Source organism: Acinetobacter rudis (assembly GCF_031157835.1).
GTDB lineage: Bacteria > Pseudomonadota > Gammaproteobacteria > Pseudomonadales > Moraxellaceae > Acinetobacter > Acinetobacter rudis_A.
Genome location: NZ_JAVIDR010000002.1, coordinates 279,767 through 299,539, shown reverse-complemented (window position 1 = coordinate 299,539; position 19,773 = coordinate 279,767). Strand labels below are relative to the sequence as shown.

Sequence of the window (19,773 nt, the reverse complement as noted above, 5' to 3'; positions counted from 1 at the left end):
TAGAGAACATGGAGTGTTTTTGATGTCGATTAAATACTATTTAGATCAAGGTGTAGAAAATAGTCTTTTCCAAAAACAAATGAGTTTTGAGCAAGATTGGGGGCTGATTCAAAATTGGTCTGATCAAGTTTATTTACCATTTCAAGTAAGGCCAACAGGTGAGATTTATGATCCTACAGCCTATATGTCACGTATTAATATTGGTCAATTTATATTGACTCGATTTACTTATGGCATACCTGTTGAAATATCAAAATTTTCTGAAAATTGTTCGAGAGTATTATTATTAACGACAATTCATGGTCATGCACGACATAAGATTGATAAGACGAGAAGTATTGTTACAGGTCTAAACCAATCTTATATTATGGATTCGAGTTATCCAGATGATTATGCTTTTTTATGTAGTGAAGATAATATCCAGCTTAATTTAAGTATTCCAAAACATGCTCTACAGGAACTTACTATTGCCAATTTTGGGCATGATGCACCTTTGAGTCTATGGCAGTCTCGTAGCCGCTTTGATGGAGATCAAGCAAGTTGGATGGCCTTACTACACTATGTTTATCATTGTTTAAAAGAAATTCCTGAACAGGCTTTGGCACTAAAAGCAGGTCAACATTTACAGCAAATGATGGGGCTACATATTATTAATGCATGGGCACGCCGAGAGAATATAGACCTCAATCAGCCGATTGATGTTGCACCTCATCATATTAAGCGAGCAGTAGAATATATCTATGCAAATTACCAATATAGTCCAACCATCGTAGAGATTGCACAGGCTGTAGGTGTGAGTATTCGAACACTTTCATCAACATTTAAACGACATCAACAAATGACTGTTGGGCAAATGTTGAGAAAAGTTAGATTGGAGCAGGTGCGAGCAAGATTGTTGGCTGCGGATGCTGCAAGTAATGTAATGGATATTGCTTATGCGTGCGGATATATAAACTTAGGTGACTTTGCTAAACAATATAAACAAAAATATGGTGAGTTACCCTCAACGACCATTAAAAGGAATTGACAGCTTTATTGCCGAATATTGACATTGTTTGCCTATTTTCGGTAACCGATGTGAATTTGCTGTGTTTAAAATCGAAGTTGTAGTACAGCACAATGTTTATGTAATCCATGGCTTAGCATTGGAGTTTACAGTGTGTTGTGTACTACGAATTTTTAAATATAAGCAAATGGAATATGCACAATGAAAGTAAAAGCCGCTGTAGTAAATGGTGTAAATCAACCTTATACCTTTGAAACCCTTAATCTTGCCGAGTTAAAAGACGATGAAGTTCGTGTACGAATTGTGGCAACAGGAATTTGTCATTCAGATGATGCCTTGCGTCTAGGGCATGCTGCTTATGAGTTTCCTGGAGTATTGGGGCATGAGGGTGCTGGTATTGTAGAAAAAGTTGGTGCTGGTGTAAGCAACGTTCAAGAAGGTGATCATGTGGTGTTGGCTTACGCATATTGTAGCCATTGTCATCATTGCCTAGAAGGAATTCCTGCTGCCTGTACAGATTGGCTTGCGCTAAATTGGGGAGAGCTTCATCCCGATGGCACTCCATTTTTCACCCGTGACAATGGTGAAGTTGTACGAAACTTTTTTCATCAATCTTCATTTGCAAGTCACATCAATGTAAAAGCAACGAATATCACTCAAGTTGATAAAGATGTTGACCTGCGTTTGGTTGCACCTTTGGCTTGTGGGTTAATGACAGGTGTTGGAACTGTAGTCAATGGATTAGCGGTGAAACCTGGTTCGAGCATTGTGATTTTTGGAACAGGTGCAGTAGGCTTAGCTGCAATGATGGCTGCAAAAATTAGTGGCTGTACAACCATTATTGCAGTGGATATACATGATGCGCGTTTAACTTTGGCCAAAGAGCTTGGTGCGACACATATTATTAATAGTAAATCGACAGATGTGCTAGAGAAAATTCGAGAGATTACCAATCAAGTTGGTGTGAACTATTCTGTTGATACCACTGGTGTAGAGTCGGTAATGAAGCTTTCACTGGATGTTTTGGCAATTCGTGGCGTAGCTGCGCCAATTGCAGTGACTAATCAAAATATTACTTTGAATACCCTGACAGACTTAGCACTCTCAAGCAAAAAAATGATTGGTGTATTAATGGGGGCAACAGTCCCACAGCTGAGTATTCCTAAAATGATTGAATATTATAAAAATGGACTGTTCCCTTTTGATCGTTTAATTCAGTTATATGATTTTGAGGATATTAATCAGGCCTCAGCAGATTCACTCTCTGGCAAAACCATTAAACCAGTTTTGGTGGTTGATAAAAATTATCATATTTAATTTACAGGATGTAGATAGAATGAAATTCACAGATCAAAAAACAATACAGTCTATTTTTAATCAGCAAAAAGCCTTTTTTGCGAGTGGTGCAACAAAAGATTTGGCATTTAAGAAAGCACAATTACACAAATTGAAAGATGCTGTTTTGTCTTTTAAGGAACAAATCTATGTTGCTTTAGCGCAGGATTTGGGTAAAAGCAAGGCGTTTGTAGATTTGGCTGAAATTGGTGAAGTGGTAACAGAGGTTGATTTTGCTTTAGATCATATCGACCAATGGGTACAAGCAGAGAAAGTACCGACTTATGCGTTGCTAGAGCCTGCTCAATGTTTTGTTGAACATGAGGCTTATGGTGTTACGTATATCGTTTGTCCATTTAACTATCCTGTTAATTTGGCTTTTGCACCTTTGGTTGCAGCTATTTGCGCAGGAAATACTGCGATTATTAAACCCTCAGAAAATACACCAGCAACTTCGATTTTAATTGCAGAGATTGTTGCGGCCACATTTGCTCCCGAACACGTTGCTGTTGTGCAGGGGGCACGTGAAGAAAATGAATTTTTATTATCACTCAATTTTGATTTAATTTTCTTTACAGGTAGTACAACTGTTGGAAAACTCGTCATGCAAGCGGCGGCTAAAAACCTAACACCCTGTATTTTAGAGTTAGGTGGTAAAAGTCCGTTCATTGTTATGCCTGATGCAGATTTAGATCAGACTGTTGCTCAATTGGTTTTTGGTAAATGTGCGAATAGTGGTCAAACTTGTGTAGCGCCAGATTATTTGATGGTACATGAGAGCATAAAGAAAGATTTACTAGATAAATTAATAGCAAAACTGAAAACTGATTTTCCCGATGTAGATTCTAATGGCAAGGTCATTAGTAGTCAGCAAATTCAACGTCTTGCAGATATGCTAGAACATACAGGTGGTGAGGTTGCTTTTGGTGGGGCGTATGATGTTGAACAACGTTATTTTCAAGCGACGGTAGTGGATCAGGTGGATTGGAATGATGCTTTAATGCAGCAAGAACTCTTTGGGCCAATTTTACCTGTATTGAGCTTTAGTGATATCAATTTAGCAATAGAAGCGATTAATTTTAATCATCCAAAACCTTTAGCTGCTTATGTTTTTAGTAAAAATACAGATCAAGCACGTCAGGTTTTATCCAAAATTCCTGCAGGTGATGTCATTGTAAATGGTGTAATGCTACAGGCATTTTCGCCTTATTTACCATTTGGTGGTAGCGGTCTTTCAGGTATTGGTGATTATCATGGGTATTATGGTTATCTTGCTTTTACTTATAAAAAATCAGTCGTTGTCTATGAATAAAACTTTATCCTAAAAGTGATTATTGAATTTGATGAGTTAGAGATGAAAGAAAGGGGTGTGTGATATAGATCATGCACCTCTTTTTATTTTGGACTGTACTGTAGGGAGCTGTTTATCAGTGCCAACCATATAGGGGAAATCAGCGAGCTCTAACATGGCGCGGTCTTCCTCGCTATTACCATAAGCATAGATATATTGGTACTTTTCAAGAGAATAACGTTCTTGAATACGTAAAGATTTCTGTGCTTCACTACAATCAGGAGTGTTATATTTTCCAGTGAGTGTGTGTCCAATACGCTCAGTTTCACTACAAATCAGGTCTATGTTGAGTAATTGACAGACAGTTTCTAAGTAAAGATCTATAGATGCTGATACCAACACAACATCGTCACCGTGCTGTTGGTGTTTTAAGAGTTGTTGGTACATTTTTTCATCTAGTCTTGAAATGAGGTACTGGGCATAATCTGGAATAATCGGTGTTAACTCACTCAGTGTGGTTTGACTAAATATGGCTGAAAATAGTTTTGGTCGCATTGATCGAGCAGGATATAGTTTTAAATAATAGGCTTGAATCCAAGGTAATATTTTCAAGCCATTTTTAATAATATGTCGTTTACTGCGCGTATAAAAAATAAAACCAGTGAAACTATCACCTGGGTATAAGGTACCATCAAAGTCAAATAGGGCTAAATTTTTATATGTTTTGCGCGTTGCATACATGTTTCAAATCGTCCATTTACCCGGCTTGCATACCAATTGGTGTTATAATCGCGGCTCAGTTTTGGTCCTGAAATTACAACTTCAGGCATGATGGCATAAATTGGATTTTTTCCTGTTTTCTCTTGATAGAGTTTGGAAATGGCAAGATATGTTTGTGTTTTTTCAAAGTCAGCACTTTTCTCATCTTTTAGGTCATTACGTATCTGACGTGGTGTAATAAGCACTTTATTGGTGATAAAAAGTGTGTTGATGGCCTTTTCTGATGATGTTGCAGCGATTAAAGGCTTAGCATTTTTGTCATACGAGAGTAAGTCACCATCCAAACTCAAATCAATACCTGTAAGTTTCTCCACCATTTTTTGTACTGCAGCATTGCGGCTTGAATACATTCCTGAGTTGTAGTCAGCGAAACGATAAATTGCTTTGTCATATGCAGCAGGGTAGAGCATCAAGCGGTGAATACCATAATACAAACCACCGTATTGGGTATATAAATCATCCCGTAACTCATTATTATTCATAGAGTTGCGTTTATGCTCTTTTGCATAATTAATATGCACCTGCATTGAACCCAATGTGGTGATTGGATTCATTTTTTCTGCTAAATCTTGACCAACAAGCTTTGCTGCGCCTGTTAATGCACTGACATGGTAGTGCTGAGACATGTATTCAAAAATTTCTCGATACAATACATCAAGTTGTTGTTCATTTTTGACCTTGCTCATTTGTTTTAAGTAATTATCTTCAACAGAGGGTTGCGTACGCAGCACATCGTTAAAATAATTTGCTAAAGGGCCACCTAATGTTTCACCGAGTTTATCTTCAAATTTTTCTTGTAAACGGTTACTGACCTCTTTGACGGCCTTTTGTCCAAGACCAGGCACGTTCGGATTGGCAACGAAGTTCGATTCTTGATCAACGATGGCAATGATGCTACAGATATTTTCTTTACTGTTTTCAATTTTAAGCGTGTTTGTAATACTGGCTATATCTTTCGCCCATGAGGCACGATCATTGACACGTGCTGGGATTAATTTTCTAATTTGATCTTCATTAAGAGACTTCGTTTCATCATTGGACCACCAACCACCTTTGCCACAAGCAGATAAAGTGAAAGCGAGACCAATAATCGTGGTCAACTGAATGACATTACGGAGATGATGATGTGTTTTCATATGAACGAAGAGCGCTCAAGAATAAAGGAAATATACCTGATTAGTATACGCAATCTTTGGCGAATTGTTAGGCTTAAAATGTATTTTATGGTTATTAATATAAGAAAAGAGAATTGATTATAATGAATATCTCTTGCTGAGTTGATTGATAATCTTACTGAGTTATTGCAGACTTTCAGCAAAATAGTTTTCTTTAATACTGAGTTTGTCATGCGAGATCCACTTATCGATCGTAGTAAGGGCGTATTAATTTTTCTCGTTGTTTGGGGACATTTTCTAGAACGTTTAGTCGGTTGGGGGATTGATGAGAGTCGTATTTTATTAACAACTATTTATGCAATTCATATGCCTGCTTTTATATTTATTTCAGGGATGTTGTTTAAGAATAAAAATATTGTAGATAAGATAATTTATTTCTTATCACTTTTAATCCCATTCCAACTTTTCTATTTATTGTTTAATTATGCATTCACGGGCCAGTGGAGTACAGCATGGTGGTATCAACCCTATTGGATTCTATGGTATTTGTTTGGCATGATTTGCTGGTCATTACTACTTCCTGTTATTTTAAAAACTAAGTATCCACTTTTTGTTTCAATGTTATTGGCCGTCTTGGTTGGCTTTTCACCTATTAATAACTACATATTATCCATTGGACGAGTTTTTACTTTTCTTCCATTTTTTGTTCTCGGGCATTTGTATGGAAAAGATTTGCTTGGATGGTTAAAACGAAATCCTAAACTTAATATATTGGGTTTTATTGTTATATGTGTAATAGCTCTAATTTTTGCATTTTTTCCTATTTCTTCAGCTTGGCTCTATGGAAGTTATAGTTTTAATCAACTTCATGTTTATGGATTAACAGCAGTCGGGATGCGAGTAGGCTTGATGTTATTATCGACTATTGGCTGTTTGGCTTTATTGGCCTTAGTACCAAATACAGAGTCTAAATATATGTTACAGCTCGGTCAGAATACATTGGCAGTCTATTTGCTACATGGGTTTGTTGTGATCATCATAGCAAATAGCCTAAGTTTACCAGGGTCTTTTGAGCTAAAAATTCTGCTTTGTTTTCTTTTGAGTGTGGTGACATGTTATTTATTTCAACAGCATATTTTTAGTCATATGATTGATAAAATAACAAAGTTGTTTCACTGGAATAAATCAACGTAGCTTGGAGCTAGTACTTAATATGTTGTGATTATAGCTTTCATTAATCTTTCATATTTTATCAGTACTATTCTCAATCATTTATATTGGTTTGGATTAAAAATGCTTAACTTTAAAACAGTTTCAATTGTTGTATTGGCTACAGCAGCTTTGGCTTTTGTTGGATGTTCTAAAAAGAAAGAGGAAGTACCGGCTTCAACAGCTTCTGATGTGCCAGCAGAAGTAAGCAATGCTGTACCAGTTGAACCAGTTGCAGCACCATCAACAGAAACAAGTACGTCAGTAGCAGAAACACCTGCAACTGAAGAAAAAGCAGATAACCAAGCAATTGCTACTATAGATAAACCATCAACCTAATAAAAATAAAGCAAATAAAAGCCTGCAATCGCAGGCTTTTTTAATCTAATGGAAATTTAAAAGGAAAATCCCTAAACTAGCCGCTGTAAATTTAACGCATCAACGAGGTTCATCCATTGAGTCAGCATCAGGTTATTCAAGGTTTATTTGATCGTCCTATAGATCAAAAAATCTGGGTTGCCCCTATGGCAGGAGTAACAGATCGCCCTTTTCGTACCTTATGTAAATATTTTGGTGCAGGACATGCCGTCAGCGAAATGATGACAGCAGACAAAACCTTAAGAATGAGCAAAAAGAGTCTGTATCGGGCAAACTTTGATGGTGAAATTGCACCGATTTCAGCACAGATCGCAGGGGCAGATCCTATTGATCTGGCAGAGGCTGCGCGTTATCAAGTAGCAAATGGTGCACAAATTGTTGATATTAATATGGGATGCCCTGCGAAAAAGGTTTGTTCCAAGTTAGCAGGTTCTGCTTTATTACAAGATGAAGATTTAGTCGCACGCATACTAGATCATGTAGTTGCCGCTGTAGATGTGCCTGTAACGTTAAAAACTCGATTGGGTTTTTTAAATGGTCATGAAAATATTTTAAGAGTTGCACAACGTGCAGAGCAAGCCGGCATTGCCGCTTTAGCTTTGCATGGTCGAACTCGGGAAGACATGTACTTAAATACGGCGCGTTATGAGTTGATTAAACAGGTCAAAGCCAATATTACTATTCCTGTGATCGCTAATGGTGATATTGATAGCCCTGAAAAGGCACAAATGGTTTTGCGTGAAACTGGTGCAGATGCATTAATGATTGGTCGTGCAGCACAAGGCCGACCATGGATTTTTCGTGAAATAGCACATTATTTAAGAACAGGGACTCATTTAGCTGCTCCAGAAATTATTGAAGTTAAACAAGTGTTACTCGGGCATTTGGCTGAACTTTATCAGTTTTATGGTGAATATTCTGGTTGCCGTATCGCACGTAAACATATTGCTTGGTATACCAAAGGCTTACATGGTAGTAATGAGTTTAGGCAACGGATGTATCAAGTTGAGACTACTGCAGCACAGGCACAAGTGGTGGAACAGTATTTTGACCACTTATTAGGGCAAGGACAGATAATGAGTGATGTCCAGACAGAGCATGTTAATTTGCTAGATGTCTAAGTGCGATATCGTAAATGGATTTAGTCTGTGCTTAACATTTGCGGTTTTAGCCGTTGCGTTGTTTTCCAGTCAAAAGGTAATAATTGTTCTAAACTTAAGATCTGCCCATTGCTGATTTCGATCTCTGCATTTAGGTTATCTTGACTGAGTTGACTTAATAATTCACGGCAGCGACCACAAGGTGGAATTGCTTGTCCTAAGCGATTGACGGCAACACATGCACGGATTTGATACTCGCCGTGTTTAAGCATTTCAGCAACTGCTGCATGTTCAGCACAGAAGCCCAATGAACATGCAGTATCAAGACAAATTCCAGTATAGACTGCACCAGATTGACTCAAAATTGCCGCTGCAACACTTCCAAAGGCAACATTGCGGTTAAGTTCGGTTGGAGCAAGTACAGCAGTTGCAGCAGAACGGAGTTCTAAGAAATCAACTTGCTTAAGTCTATCCATTTATTTTTCCTATGAAAATAATCGTTATTTTGACTAAAAGTATTTTACAGGGGCACGTTTTTGAGCACATTTGACTGAGCAATATGCCATAAATAAGGAAATTAACACAAATTCTGTCGAAGAATGCTGGAGTAAATTGCGAAATAATGAAAAATTCATATTTGTTATGCACCATTTTGGTACTTGTTCGTATAGTTTTAGATCAATTCAAAATAACAGTGTGTGAAGATGGTGCAATTGTATTGGCACACAGTATAATGAGTCTCGATAGAGCAGTTATTACTGTATGATCTACGAGGAAATTCAGCAGCTTAACTTTTTTTGAAAGTTGGTACGGGATTTGCATTGATATGATCAATAACTCACACGCACTTGATAAGTGCAACAAAATTTCATTGGAGCAAAATGAGCATGGCGAATAAAGTCCTTCAACTCATACAAGAAAGTGGCGCAAGATGGGTCGATTTTCGCTTTACTGACACTAAAGGGAAAGAACAACATGTTACTTATCCTGCTGACTCAATCGACGAAGATACATTTGAAGACGGTAAAATGTTTGATGGTTCTTCAATTGCGGGTTGGAAAGGTATTGAAGCATCAGACATGATTTTACGTCCTGACGAAGACTCATGTTTCTTAGATCCGTTCTTTGCTGAACCGACTGTCGTTGTTACTTGTGATGTTATCGAGCCATCTACTGGTCAAGGTTATGAACGTGATCCACGTTCGATCGCTCGTCGTGCTGAAGAGTATCTAAAATCTACAGGTATTGGTGATACTGCTTTCTTTGGTCCTGAACCAGAATTCTTTGTTTTTGACGAAGTGAAATGGGACATTGATATGTCTGGCGCTCGTCATACATTGATCGCAGAAGAAGCTGCTTGGTCAACAGGTAAAGACTATGAAGCAGGTAACTCAGGTCATCGTCCACGCGTTAAAGGTGGATATTTCCCAGTACCACCTGTTGATTCTTCACAAGATATGCGTGCAGAAATGTGTGCCAAAATTGAAGAAATTATGGGACCAGGTCGTGTAGAAGTACATCACCATGAAGTTGCATCTTGTCAGTTAGAAATTGGTGTTAGCTTCAATACTTTGGTTCGTAAAGCAGATGAAGTTCAACAATTCAAATATGCTGTTTGGAACGTTGCACATCAATATGCAAAAACAGCTACATTCATGCCTAAACCAATGGTTGGTGACAACGGTTCTGGTATGCATGTACATATGTCTATTTCTAAAGATGGTAAAAACCTTTTTGCTGGTGATGAATACGCTGGTCTTTCAGAAATGGCGCTGTACTTTATTGGCGGTATCATTAAACACGCACGTGCGTTGAATGCGATTACAAATCCATCAACAAACTCATATAAGCGTTTGGTTCCACATTTTGAAGCACCAATTATGTTGGCGTATTCTGCACGTAACCGTTCTGCTTCTATTCGTATTCCTTACGTTTCAAGCCCTAAAGGTAAACGTATTGAAGCGCGTTTCCCTGATCCAATGGCGAACCCATACTTGTCATTTGCTGCTCTGCTTATGGCTGGTCTTGATGGTATTCAAAATAAAATTCATCCTGGTGATGCAGCTGATAAGAACTTGTATGATCTTCCACCGGAAGAAGAAGCAAAAATTCCAACAGTTGCTCATAGCTTAGAAATGGCTCTTGATGCATTGAAAGAAGATCATGAATTCTTGCTCAAAGGTGATGTATTCACTAAAGACATGCTTGATGCTTACATCGAATTGAAAACTGAAGACGTACGTCGTTTAAATACAACGACTCACCCCGTTGAATTTGATATGTATTACAGCTTGTAATCCATTGTTGGTGTGAAAAGAAGCCTCGGTTAATCCGGGGTTTTCTTTATTGAACATTACAGCGTAAAATAGCGCGCTCTATTGTTTGCTTTGGGATAAATTATCTGTGCATAGTCATTTAAATGTCGATCAATTGGTCATGGTCCGTGACCGTCATCGTTTAAATCGGCTGAAAAAAGGTAAACAGGCAAATCTCGAACAGTATCAAGCGTTATTTGAAAAATCTAATGTACAAGTGCGCCAACGCTTGTCTCGTCTTCCTAAAATTACACTTAATCAAGATCTTCCTGTTACTCAACATGCAGATAAACTTATAGCTGCGATTCAAAAGCATCAAATTATTATTGTTGCAGGGGAAACAGGCTCAGGTAAAACAACTCAACTACCACAGATTGCAATGTTAGCAGGCCGTGGTCTAACAGGAATGATTGGACATACTCAGCCACGTCGTTTAGCAGCACGTAGTGTTTCACAACGTATTGCTGAGGAAGTTGGGGAAAAACTGGGTGAATCCATTGGTTTTAAAGTCCGTTTTACTGAGCAAGGTTCGCAAGATTCAATTGTTCGATTAATGACAGACGGGATTTTGCTTGCAGAGTTAACTAATGATCGCTACTTAAATAAATACGATACGATTATTATTGATGAAGCACATGAACGTTCATTAAATATTGATTTCATCATGGGCTATATCAAACAATTGGTTGCTAAGCGCCCAGATTTAAAAGTCATTATTACTTCTGCAACACTCGATGTGCATCGATTTAGTGCGTACTTTAATCAAGCGCCTATTTTTGAGATTGAAGGGCGAAGTTATCCAGTTGAAGTGTTATATCGTCCAATTTCTGAAATGAGTATTGGTGGGAGTGATGATGATGACTTTGATGATTTTGAAGAAAATTTACCTCGTGCAGTGGTGCAAGCTGTAGAGGAATGTTTTAAGGATGCTGAAACAAAAGGTCATCCAGAACATGCCGATATTTTGATTTTTTCAAGTACAGAACAAGAAATTAGAGAGTTACAAGAAACCTTACAGAAGTATGGGCCGCGTCACACACAAATTTTACCTTTGTATGCACGTTTGGCTTTAGCAGAACAGCAAAAGATTTTTAATCCGACTGGAGGCGGGCGGCGGATTATTATTGCAACAAACGTTGCTGAAACTGCACTTACCGTACCAAACATTCGTTATGTGATTGATAGTGGTTTTGCACGTATTTCGCGTTATAACTATCGTTCACGTGTACAGCGCTTGCCAATTGAAGCCGTTTCTCAAGCTGCTGCTAATCAACGTAAAGGTCGTTGTGGGCGTATTGCGCCTGGGGTCTGTATTCGTCTTTATAGTGAAGAGGATTTTCAAAGCCGTCCAGAATTTACAGAACCTGAGATCAAGCGAACCAACTTGGCATCTGTGATTTTACAGATGCAGCATTTGGGCTTAGGTAGTGTAGAAACGTTTGATTTTATCGAACCACCAGATCACCGTTTAGTTAACGATGGGCGTAAATTGCTCATTGAACTTGGTGCGTATAACGATCAGAAGGATCAACTTACTAAAATTGGCGATATGATGGCTCGCATGCCAATTGATCCACGTTTAGCTCGGATGATTTTAGCCGGTTCGCATTTTGGTGTGTTGAAAGAAATTCTGATCATTGTTGCAGCATTAGCTGTACAAGATCCTCGTGAACGCCCTGTAGATAAACAGACTCAGGCTGATCAGAAGCATGCTTTGTTTAAACAAGCCGATTCCGATTTCTTGTTTTACACTAAGTTATGGGAAACCTTACAAAATAATCGTGAAGTTTTAACAGAGAATAAGCGTCGTCAATTTGCTCGTCAGCATTTTCTCAGTTGGTTACGTTTGCGTGAGTGGAGAAAAACCCACGAACAATTGCAAGATATGGCCAATAGCCTAAAGTTGTCTACAAATGACAAACCTGCAAATTATGAAAATTTACATCGTGCATTACTCACGGGGCTTTTATCATTTATTGCCAATAAGACCGACGAAAAAAATCTCTATCAAGCTGTACGTCAACAAAAAGCACGTATTTTCCCAGCATCAGCGTTACATAAAACACAAACATCGTGGGTTATGGCGTTTGAAATGGTGGAAACTTCACAAGTGTATTTACGTACATTGGCGAAGATTGAACCTGAATGGATTTTGTTAGCAGCACCTGATTTATTGAAGCACCATTATTTTGAACCACATTGGTCAAAGAAAAATGGTGTAGTAAATGCTTATGATCAGATTTCGTTATTTGGTTTGATTATTGAACCAAAACGTTTATGTAATTATGAGAAAGTTGATCAGGCCGCTTCAAATGAAATCTTTTTAAGAGATGGTTTAACAACAGGTCATCTTGGAATTACTCCTCCATTTTTAAAGCATAATTTACTTAAACTTGAAGAAGTTGAGCGAGTTGAAGATAAATTACGTCGCCGTGATTTGGTTGTAGATGAAGAAACGATTTACCAGTTCTATCAAGCGAAAGTTCCGACAGATATTGCAAGTCGACGAAGTTTTGAAGACTGGAGAGCAACGGTTGAAGCTACTGATCCACGCTTTTTATTTATAGACGATGAAAGTATTTGGCTCAATGATCGTCCAACAACAGCGCTCTTCCCAGATTATTTACGTAATGGTCAATTGCGTTTGGCTGCGAGTTATCGTTTTGATCCGAGCCATGCTGAGGATGGTGCGTCAGTTAAAATTCCTCTACAGGCATTGGCACAAGTCGATGAGGGCATATGGTCATGGGGAATACCTGGATGGCGTCAAGAACTTATTGAAGCTTTGCTTAAAACCCTGAGTAAAGAGCAACGTAGACAACTGGTTCCTATCCCAGATACTGCTATGAAATTGATGCGTAATATTAATGAGAAAGATCTAAATGCTCATTTATTTGATTATTTAGCATTTCAATTGCGTGGTGAGCAGATTAAGTCACAGGATTTTTCTTTTCAGCGAGTACCTGATTATTTGATTCCTTTTATTAAGGTGATTGATGAAAAGGGGCGTATTGTTGAAAGTGGTCGTGATTTGGCTGAGTTAAAAGCCCGTTGTCGGACTGAAACACATAGTCCAGTTCAACAGTTACAAGGAGAATTTGCTCAATTCCCTGAACAGTTTATTTTCGAGGCTTCTAAAAAAGTTACAGGTGTTGTGGTACAGCAGTATCAAGCCTTAGTTCCTGTGACGAGTTTTGAACAATTGAGTCAACAAAATAATCAAAAAATAGCGGGTGTTGTGATTCAGACGTTTAATGATCAGGCTGAAGCTATGCGTCAACATCGTGAGGGAATAATTCGTTTAGTCTATATGCAGTTAGGCGATTTAACCCGTCAATTGAAAAAGCAAATTTCCAAAAATATGGCATTGGCTTATTCGCCATTGGGTGAAAAAGCCAAACTCGAACATATGTTGATTTATGCAACTTTACAAATGTCACTAGATCACCTTCCTGTTAATAAAGCAGATTTTGATCAACAATTAGTTAAAATCAAAAAAGATTTTCTAAGTCATGGTCAAGTTGCATTGAGCATGATGTCTGATATATATATACAGTGGCAAGAAATTAGGCATAAGCTACTGCAGGTGGATCAAAATATTTTTGCAAAAAGTATTGATGATATTGAAGATCAACTAGATTTGATGCGTTTATCTGATTTTGTTTATAGTAAACCTGTCGAAATTTGGCAAGAATTCCCACGGTATTTAAAAGCATTATTGATCCGCTTAGATCGCTTAGATCATAATTTAAATCGTGATGTAGACGCGATAGCGAGTATTGATACTTGGATGGACAAGCTATTTAAGTATAAAGGTGATTCACGCTTAGATACATTGTATCGTATGGTTGAAGAATACAGAGTTTCATTGTTTTCACAGCCAATGAAAACAAAAATTCCGATTTCAGCAACACGGTTGCAGAAAGTGTGGAATGAATTGGCACTAGGCTAAGTAAATCATTAATTTAATAAACCAAGATAAGGAACTTTACATGAGCATACGTATTACGGGTACAGGTTTATATCATCCTGAGCATGTGATCAGTAATGAAGAGTTGGTAGAAAGTTTAAATGCCTATGTGGAGCAATATAATCTTGAGCATGCCGCAGAAATTGAAGCTGGCGAACTTGAGGCATTACGTGGTTCTAGTGCTGAGTTTATTGAAAAGGCCTCTGGAGTAAAGCGCCGCTACGTGGTTGAAAAAACAGGTGTGCTTGACCCTAAGCGCCTACGTCCATATTTACAAGAGCGAGAAGATGATGAGCTTTCACTTCAAGCAGAGTGGGGCGTATATGCGGCTAAACAAGCAATGGAAAATGCAGGTGTAAGTGCAGAAGACATTGATGTGGTGATTTTAGCTTGTTCAAATATGCAACGTGCTTATCCTGCTGTTGCTGTTGAAATTCAAACTGCATTGGGTATTCAGGGTTATGCCTACGATATGAATGTTGCGTGTTCAGCTGCAACCTTTGGTTTAAAGCAAGCTTATGATGCTATCCAATCGGGCGCACGTCGTGTCTTGTTAGTGAATGTTGAAATTACATCAGGACATACTAATTATCGTTCACGTGATTGTCATTTTATTTTTGGTGACGTGGCGACTGCATCTATTATTGAAAATACAACCACTAAAACAGGCTTTGAAATTGTAGATACTCATTTGTTTACACAGTTCTCAAATAATATTCGAAATAACTTTGGCTTTTTAAATCGTAGTGAAGATGCAGTAAAGGATGATAAGCAATTCCGCCAAGATGGCCGAAAAGTATTTAAAGAAGTTTGTCCGCTTGTTGCAAAAATTATTACTCAACAATTAGAGAAAAATCAAATTGCTCCTGAGCAAGTAAAACGTTTTTGGTTACACCAAGCGAATGCTTCAATGAACGAATTGATTTTAAAACTGGTCGTTGGTAAACAAAAAGCGGAGACTGATCCAGAATTAGTGCCGATTATTTTGGATGAGTTCGCGAATACTTCTTCAGCAGGTGTAATTATCGCATTGCATCGCAGTCAACACGAGGTTGCTGATGGTGAATATGGTGTTTTATGCTCATTTGGTGCTGGCTATTCAGTGGGTGCAATTTTAGTACAGAAGCATGTTGTTTAAGAAGTAATAACCTTGTTTTACTATTTAAAGTCCGATGATATTCATCGGACTTTTTTTTGGAATTTGTCCTGCGATTGCTATTTCAACTTAGATTTAATCATAAGTTATGCTGTGAATTGATCTAGCTTGGTTAGAATCCTTATTTTGTATCTGTTTGGAATGTCTAGTTAAATTAAAGTTTGATTGATGGGAGTATTATTGAATGTGTTGAGTGCTCTTTATTGGGAGAAACATCGGATTATATTCTCAACTTACTAGAAAATAACGTTTTCTACTTGCAAGTCGCTATAAAGCCCATTAAAACATATAGAGAGATTTATAATTTTATACAACAAGGAAAGACCATGAAACTTTATTATACGCCGGGAGCATGTTCACTCGCTGCGCATATTATTTTAAATGAAATAAATGTTGATTTTGATTTAGAACGTGTTGATTTAAAAACACATACTACAGAAAAAGGGGTTGATTATTATACTATTAATCCAAAAGGCTATGTACCTGCTTTAGAGATCAATCCTGGTTTAATCCTTACAGAAATTGTTGCGATCTTACCTTTTTTAGCACAACATGATCCTAAGCAAGATCTGATTCCTCCATCAGGAATGGGGCGTGCAAAAGTTTTAGAATGGCTTGGTTATCTAAATTCTGAATTACATGATGCTTATGCAGTATTTTTTGGTCGTACACTTGATGATGAGCAAAAACAACGTGCATATCAAGAAATTGACCGTTTACTAAAATATATTGAAAATTATTTGGCAAATACAGACTTTGATTATTTAATTAATGATCGATTTGGACCTGCTGATGCTTATCTATTTGTTATTACAAATTGGTCTAAATTGATCAAACATGATCTTTCGGCTTATACAAATATCAATTTATTGCGTGATCTTGTGGCACAGCGTCAGTCTGTACAAATCGCAATGCGTGATGAAGGTTTAATTAAATAAAATCTAAATGTAAGGTAAAAGGCTCACGAGTCTCTAGAGCCTTTTACTTATCAGGATGATTTACTGGGTCTTTATTTAAAGAAGTAACCTGTTTCTGGAGAGCTTGCATTAGCGAGGCGTTTTTGTGGCATACGGCCTGCTAAGAATGCTTCACGTCCTGCTTCAACAGCTTTTTTCATTGCTGATGCCATGAGAATTGGATTTTGTGCCGCAGCAATAGCAGTATTCATAAGTACACCATCACAACCTAATTCCATTGCGATTGCAGCATCACTTGCTGTTCCTACACCTGCATCTACTAAAATAGGAACTTTGGCATTTTCTTTGATAATTGCAATAGTGTGTGGATTTAAGATACCTAAACCAGATCCAATAAGACTACCAAGAGGCATAACCGCAACGCATCCCATACTTTCGAGTTCTTGTGCAACAATTGGATCATCAGAGGTATAAACCATCACTTCAAAACCATCATCAACTAAGATCTTTGCAGCTTTAAGGGTCTCAGTAATATTAGGATAAAGCGTTCGTTCATCACCAAGTACTTCTAGCTTAACCAAGTTGTGACCATCAAGTAGTTCACGCGCTAACATACACGTGCGTATTGCACTGTTAGCATCAAAACAACCTGCGGTATTAGGCAGAATTGTATACTTCTCTGGTGGAATAACTGAGAGTAAATTCGGTTGGTCTGGATGCTGTCCAATATTGACACGACGAATAGCAACCGTCACGATTTCAGCACCACTGGCTTGAATCGCAAGATCGGTTTCATTGAGATCTTTATATTTGCCAGTACCTACCAATAGACGTGAATTAAAACTTCGGGAACCAATGATCAGAGGGGTGTCTTGCATGCTTAACTCCATGTTTAGCCGCCACCAACGGCATGAATAATTTCGATACGATCTTGAGCAGAAATCGTTGTATTTTCGAGTTGGCTTTTGCCAATAATTTGCTCATTCGCTTCTACAGCAAAGCGTTTTCCTTCCAGCTCTAGCTGCTGAACCAGCTGTAAAAGATTTTTACAGTGGGTGTCTATGGCTTGGCCATTCAGATAAATTTCCATAATGAACCTGTAGTTAGGCAATGTTTGATGGCTTAAATTTTATAGCATTGTAGGCGAGGGCTAGCCAACCGATGATCATGAGTGCACCACCCATAGGAGTGATTGCACCTAAACCACGAGGTAAGCCTAAGCCCATGATATAAAGTGATCCACAAAAAAGTACAATACCAAGCTGTATGCTCATAAAGCTAAATTTAATGGGGAACTTTGGATGTACTTGCTGCAAAATCGCGAGTGCTAATAAAGCTAAGCCGTGATAAAAAAAGTATTCTGTTGCAGTATACCACCACGATAGTTGGTCAGGACTGGCGAAAGTTTTTAGACCATGTGCGCCAAATGCCCCTAATACAACTGCAAGGGCTAAATTGAGTGCTGAGATAGCGATCCACATAGTGAAGATTCGTTTGTACAAATGAGGTTTAACCTTAGCATAAAAAATCTGAGAATTTAAGGCTAAGCAAAAGAACGACAAGCAATGCTTGGAGATGATGAAATACAATACAAAAGTAAAGAGCCTGATGGCTCTTTACTTAGGTGAATAAGTTGAAAAGTGTAATTGCGTTAGAACTAGTTTGAAGACATTGCAACTTTAATTTTTTCCATTGCATTCTTTTCTAGTTGGCGAATACGTTCTGCTGATACGTTGTATTCAGCGGCCAATTCGTGCAGTGTAGACTTATCATCATCTAACCAGCGACGTTGTAAAATATTCCGTGAACGATCGTCAAGTTGACCCATTGCTTGATGAAGTGCTTGAGTGCTTTGCTCTTCATAATCTTCATTTTCCACTAAACGAGCAGGATCATAGCGATTATCTTCTAGATACAAGGCTGGGGCGACATAGGTTGGTGTTTCATCGTTATCTTCACCCTGAGCTTCAAAAGCAGCATCATAGGCTGTTAAACGACCTTCCATCTCAAGTACTTGTTCTGGCGTAACATTCAGGTCGTTAGCGATGGATTTTGCTTCTTCCAACGTTAACTTTTTGCTCGATTTCTTTAAGCTTCGTAAGTTGAAGAATAATTTGCGCTGCGCTTTAGTCGTTGCAATTTTAACAATACGCCAGTTACGAATAACGTATTCGTGAATTTCAGCTTTGATCCAATGCACGGCAAACGAGACCAAACGTACACCCATATTAGGATCGAAACGTTTAACGGCTTTCATTAAGCCTAAATTGCCTTCCTGAATTAAATCACCCTGGGGTAATCCATAGCCAGCATAACTACGGGCAATATGGACAACAAAACGCAAATGCGACATTACCAGCATTTTAGCAGCTTCTAAATCTTGGTCATTAAAATAACGCTCAGCTAACTCTTTTTCTTGCTCAGCTGTTAAGATTGGAATTTGATTGACAGTGCTTATGTAAGCACCAAGATTTACGCCAGGTGCAGATAAGGACAGGGGCATCAATTGATTGCGGCTGTCACTCATAATATCTCCTTGCAGGTTTTGCGTTCACTTACCAAAGCATTCATCTTAAAGTGAATATGTGCAATTGATAAGGAACATTGGGTATAAAAATGTAAATTAAAATATAAAAACAGTTTCACAATAGATTGATTAAAAAAACTTAATATTCAATAAAGTAATGATATTCTGTCGCAGATATTTTTTCAGCACGACATGAAATACCATTCAGCCGACAGTAACGGACAATATCAATCTCACTATGTGGATCACTTGAGAGTAGGTGAAAGCAGTGTGATTGTCCCGCTTGTTTTATAGCACGTTTCAACATTAATAGCGGCATCGGACAAGGTTTTCCCCTTGCATCGATTTCAACAATTGAATTCATTTATATGTAGAATAAACCAAAAAAATAGATGACTAGTATAACCAACTCTAGTGAATTTCAACAACGCTTAATGGTAATTCTCTTTTTATTTCAAATGTATGACTTTATGGAATAAAACCAAAGATTTCACCGATTCCATGACATATTTATCTTAAATCTGGTTTAAAATAAAATAACTAAAAAAAATCTATTAATTGACCCTAACCCATGTTAAGCTCGATGCGAAATTGGGTTTTAAGCTATAAGAAATTTGTACTTAGGCTCTTATTTTTAATGGATGTAACCGGAATTTGTTAATAGTAATACAGAA

The 19,773-nt window shown here is 37.9% G+C and carries 18 protein-coding genes; 10 read left to right on the top strand and 8 right to left on the bottom strand.

The window, feature by feature from the left end; all coding sequences use genetic code 11:
* Positions 1-22: 22 nt before the first annotated feature.
* The 3 genes from RFH42_RS03420 (at position 23) to mdlD (ending at position 3,653) form a co-directional block, all read left to right on the top strand.
* Positions 23-1,027, top strand: coding sequence for an AraC family transcriptional regulator (locus RFH42_RS03420; RefSeq protein ID WP_308974148.1), 1,005 nt, complete (start codon positions 23-25; stop codon positions 1,025-1,027).
* A 180-nt stretch (positions 1,028-1,207) separates the two neighbouring features.
* Positions 1,208-2,323, top strand: coding sequence for an NAD(P)-dependent alcohol dehydrogenase (locus RFH42_RS03415; RefSeq protein ID WP_065995598.1), 1,116 nt, complete (start codon positions 1,208-1,210; stop codon positions 2,321-2,323).
* Between the two features lie 19 nt (positions 2,324-2,342).
* Entirely contained in the window at positions 2,343-3,653 is a 1,311-nt protein-coding gene (mdlD, locus tag RFH42_RS03410) for an NAD(P)-dependent benzaldehyde dehydrogenase MdlD (RefSeq protein WP_308974147.1), read from the top strand.
* Positions 3,654-3,722: 69 nt separating this feature from the next.
* Here the strand turns inward: mdlD and RFH42_RS03405 are convergent, their stop codons facing one another.
* Together RFH42_RS03405 and RFH42_RS03400 are read right to left on the bottom strand one after the other, a co-directional pair.
* The gene (locus RFH42_RS03405; protein ID WP_308974146.1) at positions 3,723-4,373 is read right to left on the bottom strand and encodes an HAD-IB family phosphatase; all 651 of its coding nucleotides are present in this window, start codon (positions 4,371-4,373) and stop codon (positions 3,723-3,725) included.
* On the bottom strand, positions 4,340-5,548 hold the full coding sequence (locus RFH42_RS03400; RefSeq protein WP_308974145.1) for a DUF1615 domain-containing protein: 1,209 nt from the start codon (positions 5,546-5,548) through the stop codon (positions 4,340-4,342). The genes RFH42_RS03405 and RFH42_RS03400 overlap by 34 nt, the downstream gene beginning before the upstream one ends.
* A gap of 210 nt (positions 5,549-5,758) precedes the next feature.
* Between RFH42_RS03400 and RFH42_RS03395 the strand changes: the two genes are divergently transcribed.
* The 3 genes from RFH42_RS03395 to dusB all read left to right on the top strand — a co-directional run bounded on the left by RFH42_RS03395 (position 5,759) and on the right by dusB (position 8,235).
* On the top strand, positions 5,759-6,721 hold the full coding sequence (locus tag RFH42_RS03395; protein ID WP_308974144.1) for an acyltransferase family protein: 963 nt from the start codon (positions 5,759-5,761) through the stop codon (positions 6,719-6,721).
* 99 nt (positions 6,722-6,820) lie between these two features.
* Positions 6,821-7,075, top strand: a complete 255-nt coding sequence (locus tag RFH42_RS03390) for a hypothetical protein (protein WP_308974143.1) — start codon at positions 6,821-6,823, stop codon at positions 7,073-7,075.
* A 158-nt stretch (positions 7,076-7,233) separates the two neighbouring features.
* The gene (dusB, locus tag RFH42_RS03385; protein ID WP_374990808.1) at positions 7,234-8,235 is read left to right on the top strand and encodes a tRNA dihydrouridine synthase DusB; all 1,002 of its coding nucleotides are present in this window, start codon (positions 7,234-7,236) and stop codon (positions 8,233-8,235) included.
* 20 nt (positions 8,236-8,255) lie between these two features.
* On the opposite strand, the gene RFH42_RS03380 is transcribed toward dusB, so the two are convergent.
* Positions 8,256-8,690: a cytidine deaminase family protein gene (locus RFH42_RS03380; protein ID WP_308974141.1), complete on the bottom strand. Its 435-nt coding sequence runs from the start codon at positions 8,688-8,690 to the stop codon at positions 8,256-8,258.
* Between the two features lie 405 nt (positions 8,691-9,095).
* Between RFH42_RS03380 and glnA the strand changes: the two genes are divergently transcribed.
* From glnA to RFH42_RS03360, 4 genes are all read left to right on the top strand, one after another.
* A complete protein-coding gene (gene glnA / locus RFH42_RS03375; protein ID WP_308974140.1) occupies positions 9,096-10,511 on the top strand; it encodes a type I glutamate--ammonia ligase in 1,416 nt (471 codons plus the stop codon).
* Between the two features lie 139 nt (positions 10,512-10,650).
* Positions 10,651-14,481 carry an ATP-dependent RNA helicase HrpA gene (gene hrpA / locus RFH42_RS03370; protein WP_374990807.1) on the top strand — a complete coding sequence of 1,277 codons (3,831 nt, stop codon included), beginning with the start codon at positions 10,651-10,653 and terminating at the stop codon, positions 14,479-14,481.
* A 40-nt stretch (positions 14,482-14,521) separates the two neighbouring features.
* A complete protein-coding gene (locus RFH42_RS03365) occupies positions 14,522-15,637 on the top strand; it encodes a beta-ketoacyl-ACP synthase III (protein ID WP_308974138.1) in 1,116 nt (371 codons plus the stop codon).
* Positions 15,638-15,981: 344 nt separating this feature from the next.
* Positions 15,982-16,593, top strand: coding sequence for a glutathione binding-like protein (locus tag RFH42_RS03360; protein ID WP_308974137.1), 612 nt, complete (start codon positions 15,982-15,984; stop codon positions 16,591-16,593).
* Positions 16,594-16,664: 71 nt separating this feature from the next.
* Here the strand turns inward: RFH42_RS03360 and RFH42_RS03355 are convergent, their stop codons facing one another.
* The 5 genes from RFH42_RS03355 to RFH42_RS03335 form a co-directional block, all read right to left on the bottom strand.
* Positions 16,665-17,450 carry a thiazole synthase gene (locus RFH42_RS03355; protein WP_308974136.1) on the bottom strand — a complete coding sequence of 262 codons (786 nt, stop codon included), beginning with the start codon at positions 17,448-17,450 and terminating at the stop codon, positions 16,665-16,667.
* 14 nt (positions 17,451-17,464) lie between these two features.
* Positions 17,465-17,662, bottom strand: a complete 198-nt coding sequence (thiS, locus tag RFH42_RS03350) for a sulfur carrier protein ThiS (RefSeq protein ID WP_308974135.1) — start codon at positions 17,660-17,662, stop codon at positions 17,465-17,467.
* A gap of 13 nt (positions 17,663-17,675) precedes the next feature.
* Entirely contained in the window at positions 17,676-18,053 is a 378-nt protein-coding gene (locus RFH42_RS03345) for a DUF423 domain-containing protein (protein ID WP_308974134.1), read from the bottom strand.
* A gap of 176 nt (positions 18,054-18,229) precedes the next feature.
* Positions 18,230-19,099, bottom strand: coding sequence for an RNA polymerase sigma factor RpoH (rpoH, locus tag RFH42_RS03340; protein ID WP_308974133.1), 870 nt, complete (start codon positions 19,097-19,099; stop codon positions 18,230-18,232).
* 139 nt (positions 19,100-19,238) lie between these two features.
* Positions 19,239-19,463 carry a sulfurtransferase TusA family protein gene (locus tag RFH42_RS03335; RefSeq protein ID WP_308974132.1) on the bottom strand — a complete coding sequence of 75 codons (225 nt, stop codon included), beginning with the start codon at positions 19,461-19,463 and terminating at the stop codon, positions 19,239-19,241.
* Positions 19,464-19,773 lie beyond the last annotated feature (310 nt).